Raw genomic sequence first — 18,502 nt, 5'->3', positions numbered from 1 at the left:
ATTAAATAATCTCAAAATATCTTTTGGTTTCCCAATCAGTCACCTCTGCCGCAAATTGTTTCCATTCCCATTCCCTGGTCTTGGTAAAGTGATCCACAAAGGTTTCCCCGAAAAGTTCCTTGGCTATTTCGGAGTTTTTCATTTGTTGTGAGGCTTCCCAAAGATTTGATGGCAGTATGCCATTATCAAAATTTCGATATCCATTTCCTGCAGTTGCAGGTACCTCCAACTTCAACTTTTTTTGGACACCATAAAGACCGCTTGCCAATGAAGCAGCCATAGCCAAATAGGGATTTACATCGGACCCAATTACCCTGTGCTCAATTCGAGTAGACTTTTTTCCTCCCGCCAATGCCCTAATGGCCGTTGTTCGATTATCAACCCCCCAAGTCAATGTGGTGGGTGCCCATGCTCCTTCCACCAATCTTTTATAACTGTTGATCGTAGGGGCAAACATGGGTAGCACCTCTGGTAAACATAACAGTTGGCCGGCTATATAGCTTTTCATCGTCTTGCTCATCCCATCGCTGGCTGTGCCGCTGTAAAACAAATTTTCTTTTCCATCAGCATCCCATAAACTTTGATGGACATGGCCTCCACACCCTGGGAGTTTCTGTGTTTGCTTGGCCATAAAACTGGGGATTATACCATGCCTATAACCAATTTCCTTTACTGCCGTCTTAAAAAGTACTGCTCTATCGGCAGCCTCTAAAATGTGACTATGCTGAATTGCAGCTTCAGTAACTCCGGGTCCCGTTTCGGTATGCAAACCTTCCAAAGGGACCCCAAAATCACCTAGCCATTCAAATAAATCTTTAAAAAAATCACTGTTCTCCGACATTCGGAGTATGGAATATCCAAACATTCCAGGGGTTATAGGTTCAGCGCTTTGGAAGTTTTTTTCATTTACACTAATGGAATTTTCTCTATAATTAAACCATTCAAATTCCTGTGAAAACATGGGTTTGTAGCCCAACTCTTCTGTACGGGCAATAATCTTTTTCAAAAGATGTCTAGGGCATACCTCGAGTCCTTTTCCTTCTTTTTTGCTAAAATCAGCCAATACAAAAGGAGTGTCGTCCTCCCATGGAATTTCTCTATAGGTACCAAGGTCGATGGTGGCTTCCACATCTCCATATCCTGTATGCCAACCTGTGATGGTAACGTCATTTTCATAGCTTGCATCGGCCATATCCCATCCAAATACCACGGAGCAAAACCCAAAACCGTTTTCCAATGCAGAGATTAACTTATCACGGTGCATGTACTTTCCCCTCATTACACCGTCTATATCGGTAATCGCTATTTTAACCTTTTTGTGGTTGCTTTGCTCGAGTTTTTTAATCAATTCCTGTTTTTCCATATGGCAGCTTACATTTTTTTGTTCAAGAAAAGTAGGAAGTAAACATAGGACAGTCCTACTATTCCTATAAAAATACAGGCAATTTGTGGATTGAAGTACATCATTGCTCCAAAAGCAATAATTGCTATTATCAGTGCAAGAGCTGGAAATATTGGAAACATGGGGACTTTAAAAGGTCTTGGTAGTTCAGGCTCATTTTTGCGCAAAGCAAAAAGTGATAACATAGAGACAATGTAAAGACAAAGTGCCCCAAAACAGGCAATGGTAATAATCTCACCTGTTTTTCCTGTGAACAGTGCAATTATTCCGACCACCATGTTAACCACCAATGCAATTGCCGGGGTTCTGAATTTTTTATGAACTTTACCCAAAATGCGCGGTGCGTACCCCACCCTTCCGAATTCAAAGGTTGTCCTACCTCCTGCTAAAATTATTCCGTGAAATGAAGCAATAAGACCCAATAGGCCAATACCAATAAGTAATTTGTACAAAATATGCCCACTGTGGACAACCTTGGACAAGGCTAATGGAAGAGGAGAATCGGAAGCAACGGTACTTCCCTCAGGATAAACAACAGCTTCCCAGCCTGCCACACCCACTGCCGAAGTAAAGGTCAACATGCACAACACGACAAGGGTGAGTATTGCCGATCCGAAACCTATTAAAATGCTACGTTGGGGATTGATGGCTTCCTCTGCGACATTAGCCACTCCTTCAATGGCCAAAAAGAACCATATCGCAAAAGGGATAGCGGCAAAAATTCCGGACATTCCATTTGGCAAAGGGTTCAATTGCAGGTTTTCAATCTGAAATTCAGGTAATGTGACCCCAGCAAATATTAAAAGTTCCACAACGGCCAAAATAGTTATGACCAATTCAAATGATGCCGCCAATTTTACACCCAGAATGTTTATTAAGGTAAAAATGAGATAGGCCACAATAGCAAAACCAATAATATTTATGGAAGGGTATAATAGATTTAAATAGGCGCCAATAGCCGCCGCTATCGCGGGTGGCGCAAAAACGAACTCAATATTTTGGGCAATTCCTGCAATAAACCCCAAATGTTTTCCTAATCCCCGGTTGGCATATTCAAAGGCTCCACCAGCCCTGGGAATGGCACAGGCCATCTCGGTATAGCTAAAGGTAAAGGTGACATACATAACAATGATAAAAGCAGTGGCAATTGCCAATCCATAGGTGCCACCCTCCGCCAGTCCCAGATTCCAACCAAAATACATCCCAGAAATCACATAACCTACACCTAGTCCCCATAACATAATGGGACTCAGAACTCTTTTCAACTGGGAATTGCTCATAGTACTGTTAATATGGATAGGCAACCTTACGGAAGTTTCAGCTTCGATAAAGTTTCATAAACAGACTAAATCTACTATTAATAATTCAATGACAACATAATTAGACTGATAAAAATATAAAAACCAAAAAATAACCTTTAATTTAGCCAAAAACAGTATTTATTAACTGTTTATTGATGTCAATTATATTTTATTGGATAAAAATCACTGTACCATGCAGAAATTAGATCAAAAAGACCTTAAAATTCTTGCTTTATTGCAAGGAGATGCCAACATAAGCAACAAGGAAATTGCAGATGCCACTGATCTTACCATCACACCAGTGTACGAAAGAATCAAAAAGCTCCACTCCCAAAATTTGCTTACGAAAAAGGTTTTCTTGTTGAATAGAAGAAAGCTTGGATTGAACATTATGGCTCTAGTTTCAATAAGTATGGAAAAACATTCCGATACCGAGGCTTTATCATTTATGAAGTTAATCAAGAAATTTCCTGAAGTCGTGGAATGTCTTCATATTACTGGAGCATTCGATTTTCAGTTGAAGGTCTATACCCGGGATATGGATCATTTCCATCAGTTCAATCTGAAAAAGCTGGGCTCAATAAGAAACATAAAGCATATGGAAAGCCATTTTGTAATGAATGAGGTGGTCAATACTACACGCTTGCCCTTGTTCATGTCGGACTAACTCCCATTATCCTTGCTATCAAGGTATTTGTGATAATAAAAAAGCCCTCATAATTTGAGAGCTTTTTGTGCGGGTGAAGGGAGTCGAACCCCCACGCCTCGCGGCACTAGATCCTAAGTCTAGCGTGTCTACCAATTCCACCACACCCGCAAAAAGGTCTGCAAATATAAATCAATTTTCCGATTCATAAATACACTCTATTTAAAAACTTGTTTTTTGTACTTTTAGTGTCGATCTTAACTAATTTCATGGAACAACTAAAAGACTACATTGCTACCCACAAAGACCGATTCATCGCCGAATTGGTCGACCTTCTAAAAATACCATCAATAAGTGCGGATACTGCCTTTTCCCAAGATGTTTTGGAAACTGCAAAGGCTGTTGAAAAATCTCTGGTTAATGCTGGTTGCGAGAACACCGAAATCTGTGATACCAAAGGATATCCGGTGGTGTATGGAGAAAAAATAATCGACCCAAACCTTCCAACCATTTTGGTATATGGCCATTACGACGTGCAGCCACCCGACCCCCTGGAACTTTGGGAATCTCCTCCCTTTGAGCCGGTCATCAAAAAAACTGAACTACACCCAGACGGAGCCATTTTTGCACGCGGAGCCTGCGATGACAAAGGTCAGATGTTCATGCACGTAAAAGCGGTGGAGTTTATGATCAAAAACAACCAGCTCCCTTGCAATGTCAAATTCATGATCGAGGGTGAGGAAGAAGTAGGCAGTGATAGTTTGGCAGATTTTCTGGAAGATCATAAAGAAAAATTATCCAACGATATTATCTTGATTTCAGACACTGGTATGATGGCCAATGACGTACCTTCTATAACCACTGGATTACGAGGATTGAGTTATGTGGAGGTAGAGGTAACAGGGCCAAACCGTGACCTTCATTCAGGAATATACGGAGGTGCGGTACCCAACCCGATCAATGTTTTAAATAAAATGATCGCCTCCCTTCATGATGAAAACAATCATATCACCATTCCTGGTTTCTATGATAAAGTTGAAGAGGTCTCCGCGGAAGAACGTGCGGAAATGGCCAAAGCTCCTTTTAGTATAGAAGCATATAAAAGCGCTCTTGATATTGGGGATGTTTATGGTGAAAAAGGATTTACCACCGCTGAACGTTATTCCATTCGTCCCACTTTGGATGTTAATGGAATTTGGGGCGGATATACCGGTGAAGGTGCCAAAACGGTAATTGCCAGCAAAGCATATGCAAAAATTTCCATGCGTTTGGTACCTGATCAAGATCCTGAAGAAATTACAGAACTTTTCACAAAACACTTTGAGTCCATAGCTCCCGAAAGTGTGAAAGTAAAAGTTACTCCACATCATGGAGGACTCCCTTATGTGACCAAAACGGACAGTATCGGTTACAAAGCTGCAGCCAAAGCGTATGAAACCACCTTTGGAAAAACACCGATTCCTGAGCGTACCGGGGGGAGCATACCCATTGTTGCCCTTTTTGAGCAGGTTTTACAAAGCAAAACTATTTTAATGGGCTTTGGATTGGATAGTGATGCCATACACTCTCCTAACGAACATTTTGGCGTATGGAACTACTTAAAGGGCATTGAAACAATCCCCTACTTTTACAAATATTTTACCCAAATGACGAGTTAAACTGACCAACTTTCCCAATAATTTTTGACTCTACGTTTGTAGAATTTAAATTTTTATTCTATGTTTGTAGAGTTAATTCTAAATTCATAGAGCATGTCCTTGTCAAAATCCGAAGAGGAACTAATGAATATCATCTGGAAACAGAAAAAAGCTTTCATGAAAGATCTCTTGGACGCATATCCTGAACCTAAACCCGCCACAACCACCGTAGCTACCCTACTAAAAAGGATGATAGACAAAGGATATGTTGCATACAAGAGTTTTGGCCGATCTAGAGAATACTATCCTTTGGTTAAAAAGCAAGATTATTTTTCCAAACAGGTAAAAGGACTCATCAAGAATTTTTTCAATGATAGTCCGAGTCAGTTTGCATCCTTTTTTACCAAAGAAACTGATTTGAGCAAGGAAGAATTAGAGTCCTTACGAACGCTTATCGATGATCAAATAAAAAAGAAATAGTTATGCTGGTGTATCTTCTCAAATCTGCTGCCTGTTTGGCCCTACTATTTGTCTTTTACAAGATATTTCTGGAGAGCCAACGCATGCACACATTCAAAAGGTTTTATCTTATCGGTGCCCTTGTACTTTCTTTGATTATACCATCTGTAGTCTTTATTGAATATGTTACCGTGCCCATTTCGGAAGAATTTGCCTCAATGAACACCATTGAAACAGGTGAAATTATAGCAACAAAAGATTCACCGGAAGTTCCTTTTGATTTTACCTTGTTGATTTGGCCAATCTACTTCGTAGGCCTGTTTTTGTTTGGATTCAAGTTTATACAAAACCTGGCACAGATCATCAAACGAATCCGAAATAACCCAAAGCAACAACTTGAACAATGTACCCATGTGCTGATTCAAGAGAAAATGCCCCCGCATACTTTTTTGAAGTTCATTTTTCTCAATCGACACAAATGGGAATGCAACGACATACCCAACGAGGTTCTGGCACATGAAGAAGCCCATGTAAACGAAAAGCATAGCTTGGACGTTATTTTTATCGAATTGCTGCAAGTTCTATTATGGTTCAACCCGCTTATCTTTCTTTTCAAAAGGGCCATAAAGTTGAATCATGAGTTTTTGGCTGATCAGGCCGTATTGTCAAAAAATGTCGATACCGCGACTTATCAACATACACTCTTGGCTTTTTCAAATTGCGACAATAATTTTCATTCAGCATTGTCCAATGCAATCAATTATTCATCAATCAAAAAACGTTTAACAGTCATGAAAACAGAAACATCAAAAAAATCAATTTTAATCCGAAGCTTGTTATTGCTTCCTCTTCTTTCTTTACTTCTCTATGGTTTTAGTGATAAAAAGGTCATTGAAACCTCGGGAACTTCACAATTTCAACTTGAAGGCGTTTGGTTAACCAAAGAAACCGAACAATATGCTTTCTCCATTGTTGAAAAAGACGATTCCTATTTATACGACAATGGATATAGTGTGAATCCAATAAGAGAAACTCAAGGGAACTATTATTTGGAAAATTTGGGCCGTAAAATCCCATTAAGAATTGACGGCAACACTGGAATTCTAACTCTTTTTGGCCAAAATTTCATAATGGAAGGCCAAAGTAACCGCAAAAAATTTGAAGGACAGTGGCAAACCAAAGACAAGGAAATAGAGCTAGATATTCAAAATTTTACGGATGAATTTATCTGGCTTGTTACCATTGATGGTAGGGAAAACAAATTTTACCCAAAGAAAAATGAAGATGGTTTTTATTTTACATACACCAACAGCCCATGGTCTTTCAGTCAAAAGAATGGTAAAATATATGATTCTGAAGGTCGGCAATATTTCAGAAAACAATCCAGTAAAACCTTGGCGGAACCATCTGGATATGTAAAAAGGAATTCGCTAACATCCGAAGAACTGAAGGAATACGAAATTCTGGCACAAAAACATGAAGATAACCAAACCGGCAAATCAAGGATTCTCTTGGAAGAGGTTGAGCGAATGCAAGAATTATATCATCAAATGTCAGAGAAACAAAGACAAGATGTTTCGCCCTATGCTAAAATTTACGAACAGACTCAACAAAGTGCCACCAGAGAACAAATGGCAGAGTACAACAAACTTGCCAAACACTATAACAACATGCCCAGGAACAAGATGCGGGTCCTTCTAAGTGATGTGGAGCGCCTTAGGTATATCTATAACCTAATGTCAGAGAAACAAAGACAAGATGCGGAACCTTTTCCAGATTTCCCGGATCCACCAGCACCTCCAAAGGCACCTTTCAGCAAGGTAACTGCACCATCGTCTTCCGCCAAACATAATATAGTGGAAGTTCCGCATATAGTGGAAGTTCCGCCACCGCCACCGCCGGGTAATCGTATGATTAGCCCCACGACACCGCCCACACCACCAACACCACCAACGCCTTTAGACCATGTAAAAAAAATGGCAGCGAAGGGAGGAGTATTCTATTTTGAAGGAAAGCAAATAAGCGCCGAAAAAGCGATAAAACTCATCAAAAAAAATAAAAGCTTAAACATTGATTCGCGAAGCGATACCAAAAATGGAAAACCAACTGTAAAGATCTCTAAGGATCCTATTATTATCGAACGATAGCATTTTTAAGCAAAACAAAAAGCCCTGAAGATCAGGGCTTTTTTTAAATCATTAATACATTGTTTATGGTAGATATGAATAACCCTTTCTTGTTTTCCAAAGGAAATACTTTTCAAAAAGCACCTTGGAAAAATCATAAAATACATTAGGAATCATAATGGCAAAGTTTCTGGGTTTAAACAGGTGATCACTAATGATAATCACTTCTTTCTTTCCCGCATCCATAACACATATTCCCGGTATTTTGCCCCATGCTTTTTTCTTCAGCTTGGTTTTTCCATTACTTATTCGAACTATATTTTCAGCAACGATTTTTCCGGTTTCATCAGAAGGATATCCTGTTTTAGGGCCCGAAAAAGGAACTTTCCCAGGTTTAAAAGGCAGTTTTACATCGACAGCGATTCCTGCAGACCATACATTTGGGAAATCGGGATGCCTATAGTTTTCGCCAACCGGTAAGTAACCGGAAGCGTTCGCCTTAAGTTCTGGCGAATTGGTCACAAAGTCAACCCCAAGAAATGGCGGCATTAACATTGTAAATTTACTAGGCAATTTCTCACCAGAAGACAATACAACGGAATCCTCGGTCACTTCTTCGACTCCTACTTCGGTTCTATAATGTATGTTGAACATTTTCATGAACGACTTAAGCATGGTTTCACCTCCGGTGATACCGTCGATTCCAAAATGGCCCAAAAAGGTTTCAGGGGTAATCCAGTAGAGATCCACTTTTTTTCTGATCTTCTGCTCTCGCAACCATTTTTCAACATTGAACAAAAATTCGTAAGCTGCACCCATACATCCTGCATTTTGGGTGGCTCCAATAACAATCGGGCCTGGATTCTGCTTGAAGTCTTCCAAGGCCTTTCTTGTTTTCATGGCGCCTTGCGGTGTACCAATATAATAGGAATGTTCTGCCACCCCGGGAGCCACATCGTATTTTACCTTTGGGCCTGTGGCCACAACAAGATGATCATACTTAAAATCTCCTTTAGTGGTATGTACTGTTTGGCTGTGAGGATCCACCTTTAAGGCCTCGGCATGAACAAAATCCACACCTTTCTTTTTAAGAATATCGTCTTTTCTGAATGAGATATCCTTGATTTCACGACGTCCAAAAGGAACCCAAATCAGTGAAGGAATAAAAAGAAATAAGGGCGATTTATCAATCATCACCACCTTATGTTCTTCTTTTCCCTTTCTTTTAATTTCCAAAGCAGCGGTCATTCCAGCAAAATTTCCGCCAATTATCACGGTAGTTGTCATAGCTTCTAATTTTATGAGGTGAAGTTACGCCACAGTGTCTCTAAAAAGTATGACAAAAATCAATCTACGGACAGCAATCCTTTGGAATTCAATCGTTTGTTTTAACCAAAAAGACATTTTGGAAACCAATGTTGTAACAAATCAACCAAAATTGCGTTCTAATAGTCAATCTGTGCTAATCACCCACCGATAGAAATTTCGTACGGAGGGTAGGCAGGATAATCATCAATCAAAATAGAACACTGTTATGTTACAACGTTTTTTCATCTTCTGCTCGGGAGCGGACACCCAAATTTTAGAAACTTGTTCCAATGGGGAGCGCAATAAATATGCTGGTATAGGCGCCACGGTTTTTTTTACCGCTGTTATGGCATTTATAGCTAGCGGATATGCCCTTTATACGGTTTTTGACAATATCTATACTTCCATTTTCTTTGGTCTGATTTGGGGTTTGTTGATTTTTAATCTAGACCGTTATATAGTTTCCACCATAAAAAAACGGGATAGTTTTAAAAGCGAACTGTGGCAAGCGACCCCTAGAATTATTTTGGCTATGATCATTGCAGTAGTCATTTCCAAGCCGCTTGAAATGAAGATTTTTGAGAAAGAGATCAATCAAGTTTTATTGGAGGAAAAGAATGTCATGACTTTGGCCAACAAAGAGCAATTGGCCTTACAATACACTCCAAAAATTGAAAGTCTAAATCAGGATATTTCAATTTTAAAAAGTGAAATAGCCACAAAAGAAGCCGAAACCAATGCCCTGTACGATACTTACATCTCGGAAGCGGAAGGAACCGCTGGGACAGGTTTATTGGGAAAAGGTCCGGTGTACAAAGAAAAACGGGAAAAACATGATGCATATTTGGCCGAATTGCAACAATTGAAAGAAACCAACGGCGCCAAAATCACAGCTATTGAAGCGCAAATTGCAACACTGAATGCCGACTACGAAAACGTAGTTGCTGGTTCGCAACCCATTATTGATGGTTTTGATGGACTTATGGCGCGAATCAATGCGTTGGGCAAACTGCCTTGGTTTCCTTCCTTTTTTATCTTCTTGTTGTTTTTAGCGATTGAAACCGCACCCATCATCGCCAAACTTTTGGCTCCCAAAGGGGAATACGATTACAAGTTTGAAGAACAAGAAAGTGTGGTCGCGACCTGGGTGACCCAAAAAGTGGCCCAGCGCAAGTTATTGTTCTCAACAGATGGTAAATTAAACCAAAAGATTTACGAGGATATTAAAAGCGAAGAGGAACTCTACCGCTACAAAAAGGAAAAAGCGGAGGAATTGCTCAAACTGCAGGCCGATTCTTTTCATAAAGTGCAGGTGAAGGGGCTTTAATGCCTTTGACGCTCCATATTGTTTAAGGATATTGGCTCAAATACATCAAATTTCAAAAGACAAATTCCAATATCCAAGTTCTATCTATCGTACTTCTAACTTTGTACTTTAGACTTCCACCTCATGTTGGAAACGAATTTCACGAATTCCCACAGATGTTTTCTAAAGATTCTTAAAAGTTCCTTTCCCTGCTCAGGGAAAGGTGTCCGGAGGACGGAAAGGGTGAAAACCATAAATCCCTTCCGTCTTGATGCAATGCATCAATCCACCTTCCCTTGGCAAGGGAAGGAGCTTATAAATAAGCCATAGTCCCATCCGTTAATTCATATCCATCATTCATCAATTCCAATCGGTTTTTTAGGTTGAATTTGGTGAATTTCACTAATCCACACTAAAAAATCAATAAAAAGACTTTTAGGGTAAACGCTGTAAACAATTCTGAACAAACTATATCATATCATGAAAGAACATACCAACATACAAAGCATCGGTCAAGTAGATGGCATTAACGAAGATGCCTCCTATGCCTTGAGAGTTGGCCCAGATGGTCAACTATGGTTTATCGGAGGTGAAAAAAGCACTCAAATTTATCGTTTTGACGGGTCAAGTGCCCATAAATGGGATCTTAATGAAGACTTTGGGGTGGATGTACGAACGGAAGTAACCTTCTCTGGCAATAATGAGGTCTTTTTCAGTGCTGGACGATTCAAATTGGATAACCCAACTGTTATAAAAATTAACGAAGATTCTGCCGAGAAGTGGATTTGTGAGGATTTGCAGAACAATATGATTATTGAACGCATGGCTTATACCCCAATGGGTCTAGTCTGTGTATTTGGAAATGGCTATGGAAGCGAAGCAAACGATTTCAGATTGTGGAAATCAGGACAGTTTATCCCCCTTAATCTTTCAAAACAAACTGAATATATAACAGCCTTAAACCTGACAAGCAATGAACACCTGCTTATTTTTGATGCAAGTGAGTACAAAGGCATTGTGTATGATTTAGCAAATAAAAAAATCTTAAATACCTTTCTCACACATCGATCTTATATGAAATTTATAACTCGTGGAGAATACAATATCAACTATTGCGATACGCGTATTGAAATACGGGATCCAATGGGTCATCTTATCCATGACGTTGACACATTTGGCGAATCTGGGCATCCGATAAGCAAAATCGTTAGAGATATTGATTCAGAAGCAGGTGTGGGTTATGTAAATGTAGAGAATGTAACTTTTATAGATGACGATCATATTTTAATCCATTTTTCAGATCGCCAACGCGGCAGAAGACATTATTTGAGGTCCATCCATATCCCAACAATGTCGCTCGATCGCCACCCACTAGATGGTTGTATAAAATCGAGCCAAGTGATATCTGGGTTCCATTTCGATAAATCGGGTGCATTGTGGCTGAATCAGTACATCAATAAGAATGACCACAGTAAATTGATTGTAGTACGTGAAGGAACAAAAAAACCAGAAATAGTAAATAAAGCTGAACATCTTTTTAAACAGACGAAAGGAACAGGATTTGATTCCTTAAATTTTAGATGTTGATTTTCGAATACGCCTTTAACGCAACAGCAAGACTCTCTTTCCAATGCGGAATTTGAAGTCCAAAGGTGTTTTTGATCTTGGATTTATCCAAAACACTGAATTTGGGTCGTTCGGCAGGGGTGGGATACTCTTCTGACCGAATGGGTTTTAGGTTGATGTCAATATTGTACTGTTGAAAAATTTCATTGGCAAAATCGTACCAACTGGCGACTCCCTCGTTACTATAATGGTACACTCCGTAATCTATGCTATGGGCTTTAATGATATGCAAAACCACATGGGCCAAATCCAGGGCATAGGTCGGAGTTCCTACTTGATCGTAGACCACTGAGAGTTCATCCCGTTCAGCGCCCAATTTTAGCATCGTCTTCATAAAGTTGTGCCCAAATTCTGAGTACAGCCATGAAGTTCGAATGATAAAATGCTCTTCCAAATTATTGATGATGGCTCGCTCTCCTTTGTATTTGGTATCGCCATAAAACCCAATGGGCCGGGCAATATCTTCTTCCAAATACGGTGTATTTAAAAAGCCATCAAAAACAAAATCCGTGGAAATATGGATCAATACGGTACTGCTTTCATTGCAGTTCATGGCCAAATTTCGCGCACCGGTCACATTGATTCGATAGGCCAGGTCATTTTCTGCCTCCGCTTTATCCACATTGGTAAAGGCCGCACAATTGATGCAATAGGCATAATCTGAACCGGTCAATTCTTCATGAACTGCCGCAAAATCAGTAATGTCCAATTCTGTGGAGGATTTGAAGACGAAATCCAAATCTTTTGCCTGCCCTTGAGCAGCAATAGATTTAAATGTACTCCCCAATTGTCCTGATGCACCTGTGACCAATATTTTCATACTTCGAATATAGAATTAATGTGGAACCGCTTCCTTAAAAACGGGTAAAAATTTGTCTTTTTCTGAAATGATCAAATCCTCTTCATTCAATATCCAATCGATATTAAATGTTGGATCATTATAAATGATTCCTCCTTCGGAGGATGCATTATAAAAATTATCGCATTTATACGAGAATTTTGCAGTTTCACTCAAGGTCACAAAACCATGGGCACATCCGCGGGGAATGAACATTTGCGTTTTATTTTCGGATGAAAGTAGGGTCGAAACCACTTTTCCAAAGGTTTTGGATTCGGGTCGAATATCGACTGCCACATCCAATACCTCACCATCCAATACCCGCACCAATTTGGCCTGGGCATGCGCTCCTTTTTGAAAATGTAGCCCTCTCAGCACTCCTTTGGTAGACATTGATTCATTATCCTGCACAAAAAAAGGTTTTGCGCCGGTCAATAATTCAAATTTTTCTTGATTATAGCTCTCAAAGAAATACCCCCTTTTATCTTCAAAGATTTTGGGCTCTATGATAAAGCAGCCATCTATTTCAGTTTTGTGTACTTCCATAAGCTATGATAAAACTTCCAACAATCGCTTGCTATACCCACTCTTCAAAAAGGGTTCGGTGAGTTTTTTAAATTGATTTTTAGTAATGAAGCCCATTTTATAGGCCGAAGATTCGATAGCTCCAATTTTTAGCCCTTGACGTTCTTCGATGACCTGCACAAATTGCGAAGCTTGCATTAACGACTGAAAGGTACCGGTATCTAACCAGGCCGTTCCACGGTCCATAATACTTACTTTGAGCTTACCTCTTCGCAAATATTCTTGGTTAATGTCGGTTATTTCCAACTCGCCTCTTGCGCTAGGTTGAATATTTTTGGCAATTTCCACCACGTCGTTATCATAAAAATAAATTCCGGGAACCGCATAGTTTGATTTTGGTTCTTCGGGCTTTTCCTCGATGGAAATTACCTTGCCATCTTCATCAAATTCTACCACGCCATAACGTTCAGGGTCCGTTACATGGTATGCATAAATAATGCCTCCATCGGGATCATTGTTGGATTGCAACAATTCGTCCAATCCCGTTCCATAAAAAATGTTATCTCCAAGAATCAGGGCCACTTTGTCGTCCCCAATAAATTTTTCACCAATGATAAAGGCTTCTGCCAATCCGTTGGGCTGATCTTGAACTGCATATTCAAACTTGCATCCGTATTTTCTGCCATCGCCCAACAAACGTTGGAACATGGGTAGGTCATGCGGGGTTGAAATGATCAGTATTTCCCAAATTCCAGATTCGATTAAGGTCGAAAGTGGATAATAGATCATGGGTTTATCGTAAATGGGCATCAACTGCTTGCTCACCGCCAGGGTAATGGGGTGCAAACGCGTTCCCGAACCTCCTGCTAATATTATTCCCTTCATCTTTTTCGTTTTAAGCCAAACTTTGACTCTTGTTATGGATGAACTTATTCAAATACCAATCTATGGTTTTGTCAATACCGCTTTCAAAATTCTCATCAGCCTCCCATCCCAAATCATTTTCAATTTTTGAAGCGTCAATGGCATATCTAAAATCGTGCCCGGCCCTATCCTTTACATAGGTAATCAAATCTTTGTACGATCCTTCGGTTCTTGGATGTTTTTTATCCAAAATTTCACAAACCGTTTGTGCGATATAGAGATTGTTTCTTTCATTTCGTCCTCCAATATTATAGGTCTCACCAGAAACACCTTTTTCATAAGCCAAGGCAATTCCCTTACAATGGTCTAAAACGTACAACCAGTCCCTAATATTGGAACCATCTCCATAAATTGGGATAGCTTCTCCGGCCAGTGCTTTTCTAATGATGGTCGGAATCAGTTTTTCATCGTGCTGTTTTGGTCCATAATTGTTGGAGCAGTTGGTGGTCACCACATTCATACCGTAGGTATGGTGATAGCTTCGCACGATAAAATCGGACGATGCCTTGGAAGCACTATACGGACTATTGGGCGCATAAGGTGTTGTTTCCATAAAAAGGCCTTCTTTTCCCAAAGTACCATAAACCTCATCGGTTGAAACGTGATGGAATCTCGAATTTTTATAGGCTTCTTTATACAATCCCGGGCTGACCATCCAATGTTTTTTGGCCACATCTATCAAATTGAACGTACCCAAAATATTGGTCTGCATAAATGCATCCGGATTGGTTATCGAATTATCCACATGAGATTCCGCCGCAAAATGGATTACTCCGTGGACGTCATACTTTTCAAAAATCTTTTCAATCAGTTTTCTGTCACAGATATCTCCTTTTATAAAGGTATATCGGTCATAATGCTCTATCTCCCTCAAATTCTCCAAATCACCAGCATAAGTGAGCGCATCGATATTGACCAGATGGACATCCGGATTCGCTTCTAAAAAATAGGGTACGAAGTTAGATCCAATAAATCCCGCTCCTCCCGTAACTAAAATATTTGTCATGCAGATTATGCTTTCGTATTACTTACTTTGTAAATATAATCCTACTTTTTGTGCTCGTTCAATTATTGTTGTGAATGGCTGGTTTTTGTTGGTGGAACACTTTAATATAGGTTTTAAAGCTAAGTAAACCAATTTATATGGACTCATTATTAGCTTTCTGACAGGTATTCCTGAAAAACCTAAAATCTTTTTCCTACTTTAGTAATGTACTCTTTTATACCTTAAATGGAAAACCAAGTTACGGAAAAACCCTATATCCTGGCTGTGGATGATGAACAGCTGAATCTTGAACTTATCCGATTTATTTTAGAACGAAATGATTACCAATATGAGGGCACTAGTGATGACGACTACTTTTTTGAGCTTTTAAAACAAAGAAAACCCGACCTTATTCTTTTGGATGTGATTATGCCCCGTATTGAAGGGTTTGAGCTTTGTGAAAAAATCAAGGGTTACCAAGAATATAAAGATATCCCTATCATTTTCTTGACAGGAAAAGTCAATGTAAAAGACAAAGTAAAAGGGTTTGAAGTCGGTGGAGTCGATTACGTAACCAAACCCTTCAACGAGCAAGAACTTATTGCACGTATACAGACGCATGTTGAGCTTAAACGAGCCAAAAACCAAATTGAAGAACAGGCCCAAAATCTAAAACAGTCCAATGACCTTAAGGATCGGATGTTTTCCATTATCGGACATGACCTTCGTTCTCCATTGAGTGCCGCCAAGTTAAAAATGGATTTTATTATGCGGGGAATCATTGATCCCAAGGATGATAAGTTCTTGGATGAAATCGTGTATGATCTGCTAAAGACCATGGATGAGGCTCTGAACCTACTTCAAAACCTTTTGGGATGGGCCAAATCTGAAAGCGACCAAATTCAAATGATTCCCGAAAAATTGAATTTGAATGATTTGGTGGAACAGACTTTTCGTCTTTTAAAATTGGGAAGCGACCACAAGCATATTGAAATGCAAAACAATGTTCCCGAAGGGATTTTTGCTTTTGCCGATAACAATATGATCAAAACCGTGCTTCGGAATATTTTGTCGAATGCCATTAAGTTTACCCCTGTTGATGGTGTTATTAAAATCAATTCAACACTCAACAAAGAAAATGTGGTCATTGAAATTGAAGACAATGGGAATGGAATTCCCAAGGAAGACATCAAAAAAATCTTGAATCCTAACGAGCATTTTAGCAAGCTAGGTACCGAAAAAGAACCTGGTACCGGATTAGGGCTTATCCTTTGTCAAAACTTTGTCCAAAAAAACGGAGGGGAACTAAAAATTCGAAGTAAGGTGGGCGAGGGCAGTACTTTTTATTTTGATCTTCCTATATATTCAGATCAGGATTAATTTGAGCTAGGCATTATACCATGTAACGGTGACACGTATTATAAAATCACTTCGAGATGTCATCCTGAGCCTGTCGAAGAGCATCGAGAAGTCTTCAAAATTCTTTTTTTTAATAGGTCTCGACTGCGCTCCACCTGACAAAAGCTTTTATCCAATAGCTTCCAACTGATATCAAATTAAGCCACAGCTTCAGTCCCCACTCCCCTTTTGGCTCGTTCCCATTTTACGGATTGGTTTCCTTTGATGTATCGGGCAAAACCCAGATACACGGAAAGGTTCATGATAAAAAAGTAGTATGGAATAAAAAGTATTTTCAAACGAATCTGTCGGTTTTCCAAAAACCAACCCAACAAAGCAGCAACATAAAACAACACTTGTCCCCAAAACAAGATACTGAACAATCCAAAAGAGAATAATCCTTCATTTTGAGCCAAAACATAGTTCATTGGAATAATCAGAAGCAGCAATAAAGGGGTTAATGTCCAACGCAATACACGATGGGAAATATACTGAAATGACAAGGTTCCGAATTTGAACACATTCAGCAAAGCTCGCAATCGAACCACGGACTGAATTCCTCCCGCTGAAATTCGCACTTTGCGCTTAAGTTCTTCTTTTACATTGGCCGAAGCGGTTTCAATGGCATATGCTTCTGGATTATATTGAATGGTGAATCCAGACATGGCCACTCGAAGTGAAATGATAAAATCGTCCAGTAAAGTATCTTTTTCCACTTCTTGCCAAAGTGCCGTTCTAATGGCGAAAAGTTCGCCCGCAGCACCGACCACCGAGTAGAGCTCGGCATCCCATTTTTTAAGTTGGGATTCATATTTCCAGTACATGCCCTCACCTGCCCCCGCAGCGGTATCCGCTTCTTTGGAATAGATTCGTTTTTCTCCGGACACGCATCCTACTTTTGGGTTTCGGAACAAGCGAACAATCTCTCGAATCGAATTTTTACCCAAATCGGTGTTCGCATCCGAAAAGATGACAATCGGCGTCTGGACAAACTCAACTCCTCTATTCATGGCGGCAATTTTACCGGCCCTTTCATCTTTATGATAGACTTTTACGCCATCATATTTTTTCAACAGATCAGGAGTTCCGTCATCAGAACCATCGGTTACCCAAATCTGTGTAACCTTGTCTTGGGGGTAATCCAAACTCCGGGAATTCTTTACTTTTTGATCTAGGAAGTCTTTTTCGTTAAAGGCAGTGACAAAAAGGGTCACTTCGGGTTCATAGTCTTCATTTCCTTGGAAGGGCTTTGCCAATCCCAATATCCTTCTTAATTTGATGATCAGGAACAATAGTATTCCATACCCCAAATAGGAATAGAAAATTATAAACAACGAAATCCAGAAAACTATTTTTAAAACTTCCATTTTTACTTTTTTAAACAGCCACCATTTTCTTGGGAACACGCTCCCATTCACCGGTGCTATGATTGAATGTTTTCATTACTCTTGCCGGGTTGCCCACGGCTACAGAATAATCGTGTACATCTTTGGTCACCACGCTTCCACCGGCAATAATGCAATGTTTTCCTATGGTCACTCCGGCCAAAATGGTACTATTTGCGCCAATCCAGGTAGCTTCGCCCACCACAATTTCTGCGGTGGTTACTCCCTGCGCATGAATTGGCATTGATACATCTTCGTAGTTATGATTGAGTCCTGAAAGCACAACATTTTGAGCTAAGCGGACATCATCTTTAAGGGTAACAGGGCCTATCAAAGTGTTCCCAAGACCAACTCTGGCTCTTGCACCAATTTTTACAGCGCCAACACCATTGTTTACCGTAGAAAAATCTTCGATAGTGGAGTCTTCGCCCAATTCGAACGTATTCCAGGGCAAAACATCCATTCGGGTTCTTCTGCAAATGGTTGCTCCTTTTCCTTTTTTATGGTAGAAGGGATTCACGAACCATTTGACCCACAATCGGGGTCTTGCCTGATTCTTGGGCACCAACATCCAATGCACAAACTTTTTTACATTCTCGTTGTTCTTGATTTTATCCTTTAACCCCATAACCTATG

16 protein-coding genes and 1 tRNA gene are annotated in these 18,502 nt (G+C 39.8%); 7 read left to right on the top strand and 10 right to left on the bottom strand.

The features are described from left to right. Window position 1: 1 nt before the first annotated feature. Both ACULLG_RS06070 and eat read right to left on the bottom strand, forming a co-directional pair. Window positions 2–1,363 (bottom strand): glutamine synthetase family protein, encoded by a 1,362-nt coding sequence (locus tag ACULLG_RS06070; RefSeq protein WP_452125882.1) that lies wholly within the window; start codon window positions 1,361–1,363, stop codon window positions 2–4. Between the two features lie 8 nt (window positions 1,364–1,371). Next, on the bottom strand, window positions 1,372–2,682 hold the full coding sequence (gene eat, locus ACULLG_RS06065; protein ID WP_452125881.1) for an ethanolamine permease: 1,311 nt from the start codon (window positions 2,680–2,682) through the stop codon (window positions 1,372–1,374). Between the two features lie 214 nt (window positions 2,683–2,896). On the opposite strand from eat, the gene ACULLG_RS06060 reads away from it, so the two are divergent. Then, a complete protein-coding gene (locus ACULLG_RS06060) occupies window positions 2,897–3,370 on the top strand; it encodes an Lrp/AsnC family transcriptional regulator (protein ID WP_452125880.1) in 474 nt (157 codons plus the stop codon). A gap of 68 nt (window positions 3,371–3,438) precedes the next feature. Here ACULLG_RS06060 and ACULLG_RS06055 read toward each other — a convergent pair. Beyond that, window positions 3,439–3,520 (bottom strand) — tRNA-Leu (locus tag ACULLG_RS06055). A gap of 98 nt (window positions 3,521–3,618) precedes the next feature. Here ACULLG_RS06055 and ACULLG_RS06050 point away from each other — a divergent pair. The 3 genes from ACULLG_RS06050 (at window position 3,619) to ACULLG_RS06040 (ending at window position 7,592) form a co-directional block, all read left to right on the top strand. Then, window positions 3,619–5,007, top strand: a complete 1,389-nt coding sequence (locus tag ACULLG_RS06050; protein WP_452125879.1) for a dipeptidase — start codon at window positions 3,619–3,621, stop codon at window positions 5,005–5,007. 93 nt (window positions 5,008–5,100) lie between these two features. Beyond that, window positions 5,101–5,466, top strand: coding sequence for a BlaI/MecI/CopY family transcriptional regulator (locus ACULLG_RS06045; RefSeq protein ID WP_452125878.1), 366 nt, complete (start codon window positions 5,101–5,103; stop codon window positions 5,464–5,466). 2 nt (window positions 5,467–5,468) lie between these two features. Further along, window positions 5,469–7,592, top strand: a complete 2,124-nt coding sequence (locus ACULLG_RS06040; protein ID WP_452125877.1) for a M56 family metallopeptidase — start codon at window positions 5,469–5,471, stop codon at window positions 7,590–7,592. A 63-nt stretch (window positions 7,593–7,655) separates the two neighbouring features. Here ACULLG_RS06040 and ACULLG_RS06035 read toward each other — a convergent pair whose 3' ends face one another. Continuing rightward, window positions 7,656–8,858, bottom strand: coding sequence for an NAD(P)/FAD-dependent oxidoreductase (locus ACULLG_RS06035; protein ID WP_452125876.1), 1,203 nt, complete (start codon window positions 8,856–8,858; stop codon window positions 7,656–7,658). A 247-nt stretch (window positions 8,859–9,105) separates the two neighbouring features. Between ACULLG_RS06035 and ACULLG_RS06030 the strand changes: the two genes are divergently transcribed. Both ACULLG_RS06030 and ACULLG_RS06025 read left to right on the top strand, forming a co-directional pair. Further along, window positions 9,106–10,206 carry a DUF4407 domain-containing protein gene (locus ACULLG_RS06030; protein WP_452125875.1) on the top strand — a complete coding sequence of 367 codons (1,101 nt, stop codon included), beginning with the start codon at window positions 9,106–9,108 and terminating at the stop codon, window positions 10,204–10,206. A 459-nt stretch (window positions 10,207–10,665) separates the two neighbouring features. Then, the gene (locus ACULLG_RS06025) at window positions 10,666–11,772 is read left to right on the top strand and encodes a hypothetical protein (protein ID WP_452125874.1); all 1,107 of its coding nucleotides are present in this window, start codon (window positions 10,666–10,668) and stop codon (window positions 11,770–11,772) included. Here ACULLG_RS06025 and rfbD read toward each other — a convergent pair. Genes rfbD through rfbB form a run of 4 tightly spaced genes read right to left on the bottom strand, consistent with a single transcriptional unit; the run spans window position 11,762 to window position 15,104 of the window. Beyond that, on the bottom strand, window positions 11,762–12,631 hold the full coding sequence (gene rfbD / locus ACULLG_RS06020) for a dTDP-4-dehydrorhamnose reductase (RefSeq protein ID WP_452125872.1): 870 nt from the start codon (window positions 12,629–12,631) through the stop codon (window positions 11,762–11,764). The two genes, ACULLG_RS06025 and rfbD, sit on opposite strands and share 11 nt — an antisense overlap. A 15-nt stretch (window positions 12,632–12,646) precedes the next feature. Further along, on the bottom strand, window positions 12,647–13,195 hold the full coding sequence (rfbC, locus tag ACULLG_RS06015) for a dTDP-4-dehydrorhamnose 3,5-epimerase (RefSeq protein WP_452125871.1): 549 nt from the start codon (window positions 13,193–13,195) through the stop codon (window positions 12,647–12,649). Between the two features lie 3 nt (window positions 13,196–13,198). Beyond that, window positions 13,199–14,059, bottom strand: coding sequence for a glucose-1-phosphate thymidylyltransferase RfbA (gene rfbA, locus ACULLG_RS06010; protein WP_420321468.1), 861 nt, complete (start codon window positions 14,057–14,059; stop codon window positions 13,199–13,201). A 10-nt stretch (window positions 14,060–14,069) separates the two neighbouring features. Beyond that, window positions 14,070–15,104 carry a dTDP-glucose 4,6-dehydratase gene (gene rfbB / locus ACULLG_RS06005; protein WP_452125870.1) on the bottom strand — a complete coding sequence of 345 codons (1,035 nt, stop codon included), beginning with the start codon at window positions 15,102–15,104 and terminating at the stop codon, window positions 14,070–14,072. A gap of 225 nt (window positions 15,105–15,329) precedes the next feature. Between rfbB and ACULLG_RS06000 the strand changes: the two genes are divergently transcribed. Continuing rightward, a complete protein-coding gene (locus tag ACULLG_RS06000; RefSeq protein ID WP_452125869.1) occupies window positions 15,330–16,463 on the top strand; it encodes a hybrid sensor histidine kinase/response regulator in 1,134 nt (377 codons plus the stop codon). 176 nt (window positions 16,464–16,639) lie between these two features. Here the strand turns inward: ACULLG_RS06000 and ACULLG_RS05995 are convergent, their stop codons facing one another. Together ACULLG_RS05995 and ACULLG_RS05990 are read right to left on the bottom strand one after the other, a co-directional pair. Beyond that, entirely contained in the window at window positions 16,640–17,848 is a 1,209-nt protein-coding gene (locus ACULLG_RS05995) for a glycosyltransferase family 2 protein (RefSeq protein WP_452125868.1), read from the bottom strand. 10 nt (window positions 17,849–17,858) lie between these two features. Beyond that, the gene (locus ACULLG_RS05990) at window positions 17,859–18,494 is read right to left on the bottom strand and encodes an acyltransferase (RefSeq protein WP_452125867.1); all 636 of its coding nucleotides are present in this window, start codon (window positions 18,492–18,494) and stop codon (window positions 17,859–17,861) included. Window positions 18,495–18,502 lie beyond the last annotated feature (8 nt).

The sequence above is a fragment of the Flagellimonas sp. 2504JD1-5 genome (assembly GCF_053618295.1).
This window is presented reverse-complemented; position numbering and strand designations above follow the sequence as displayed.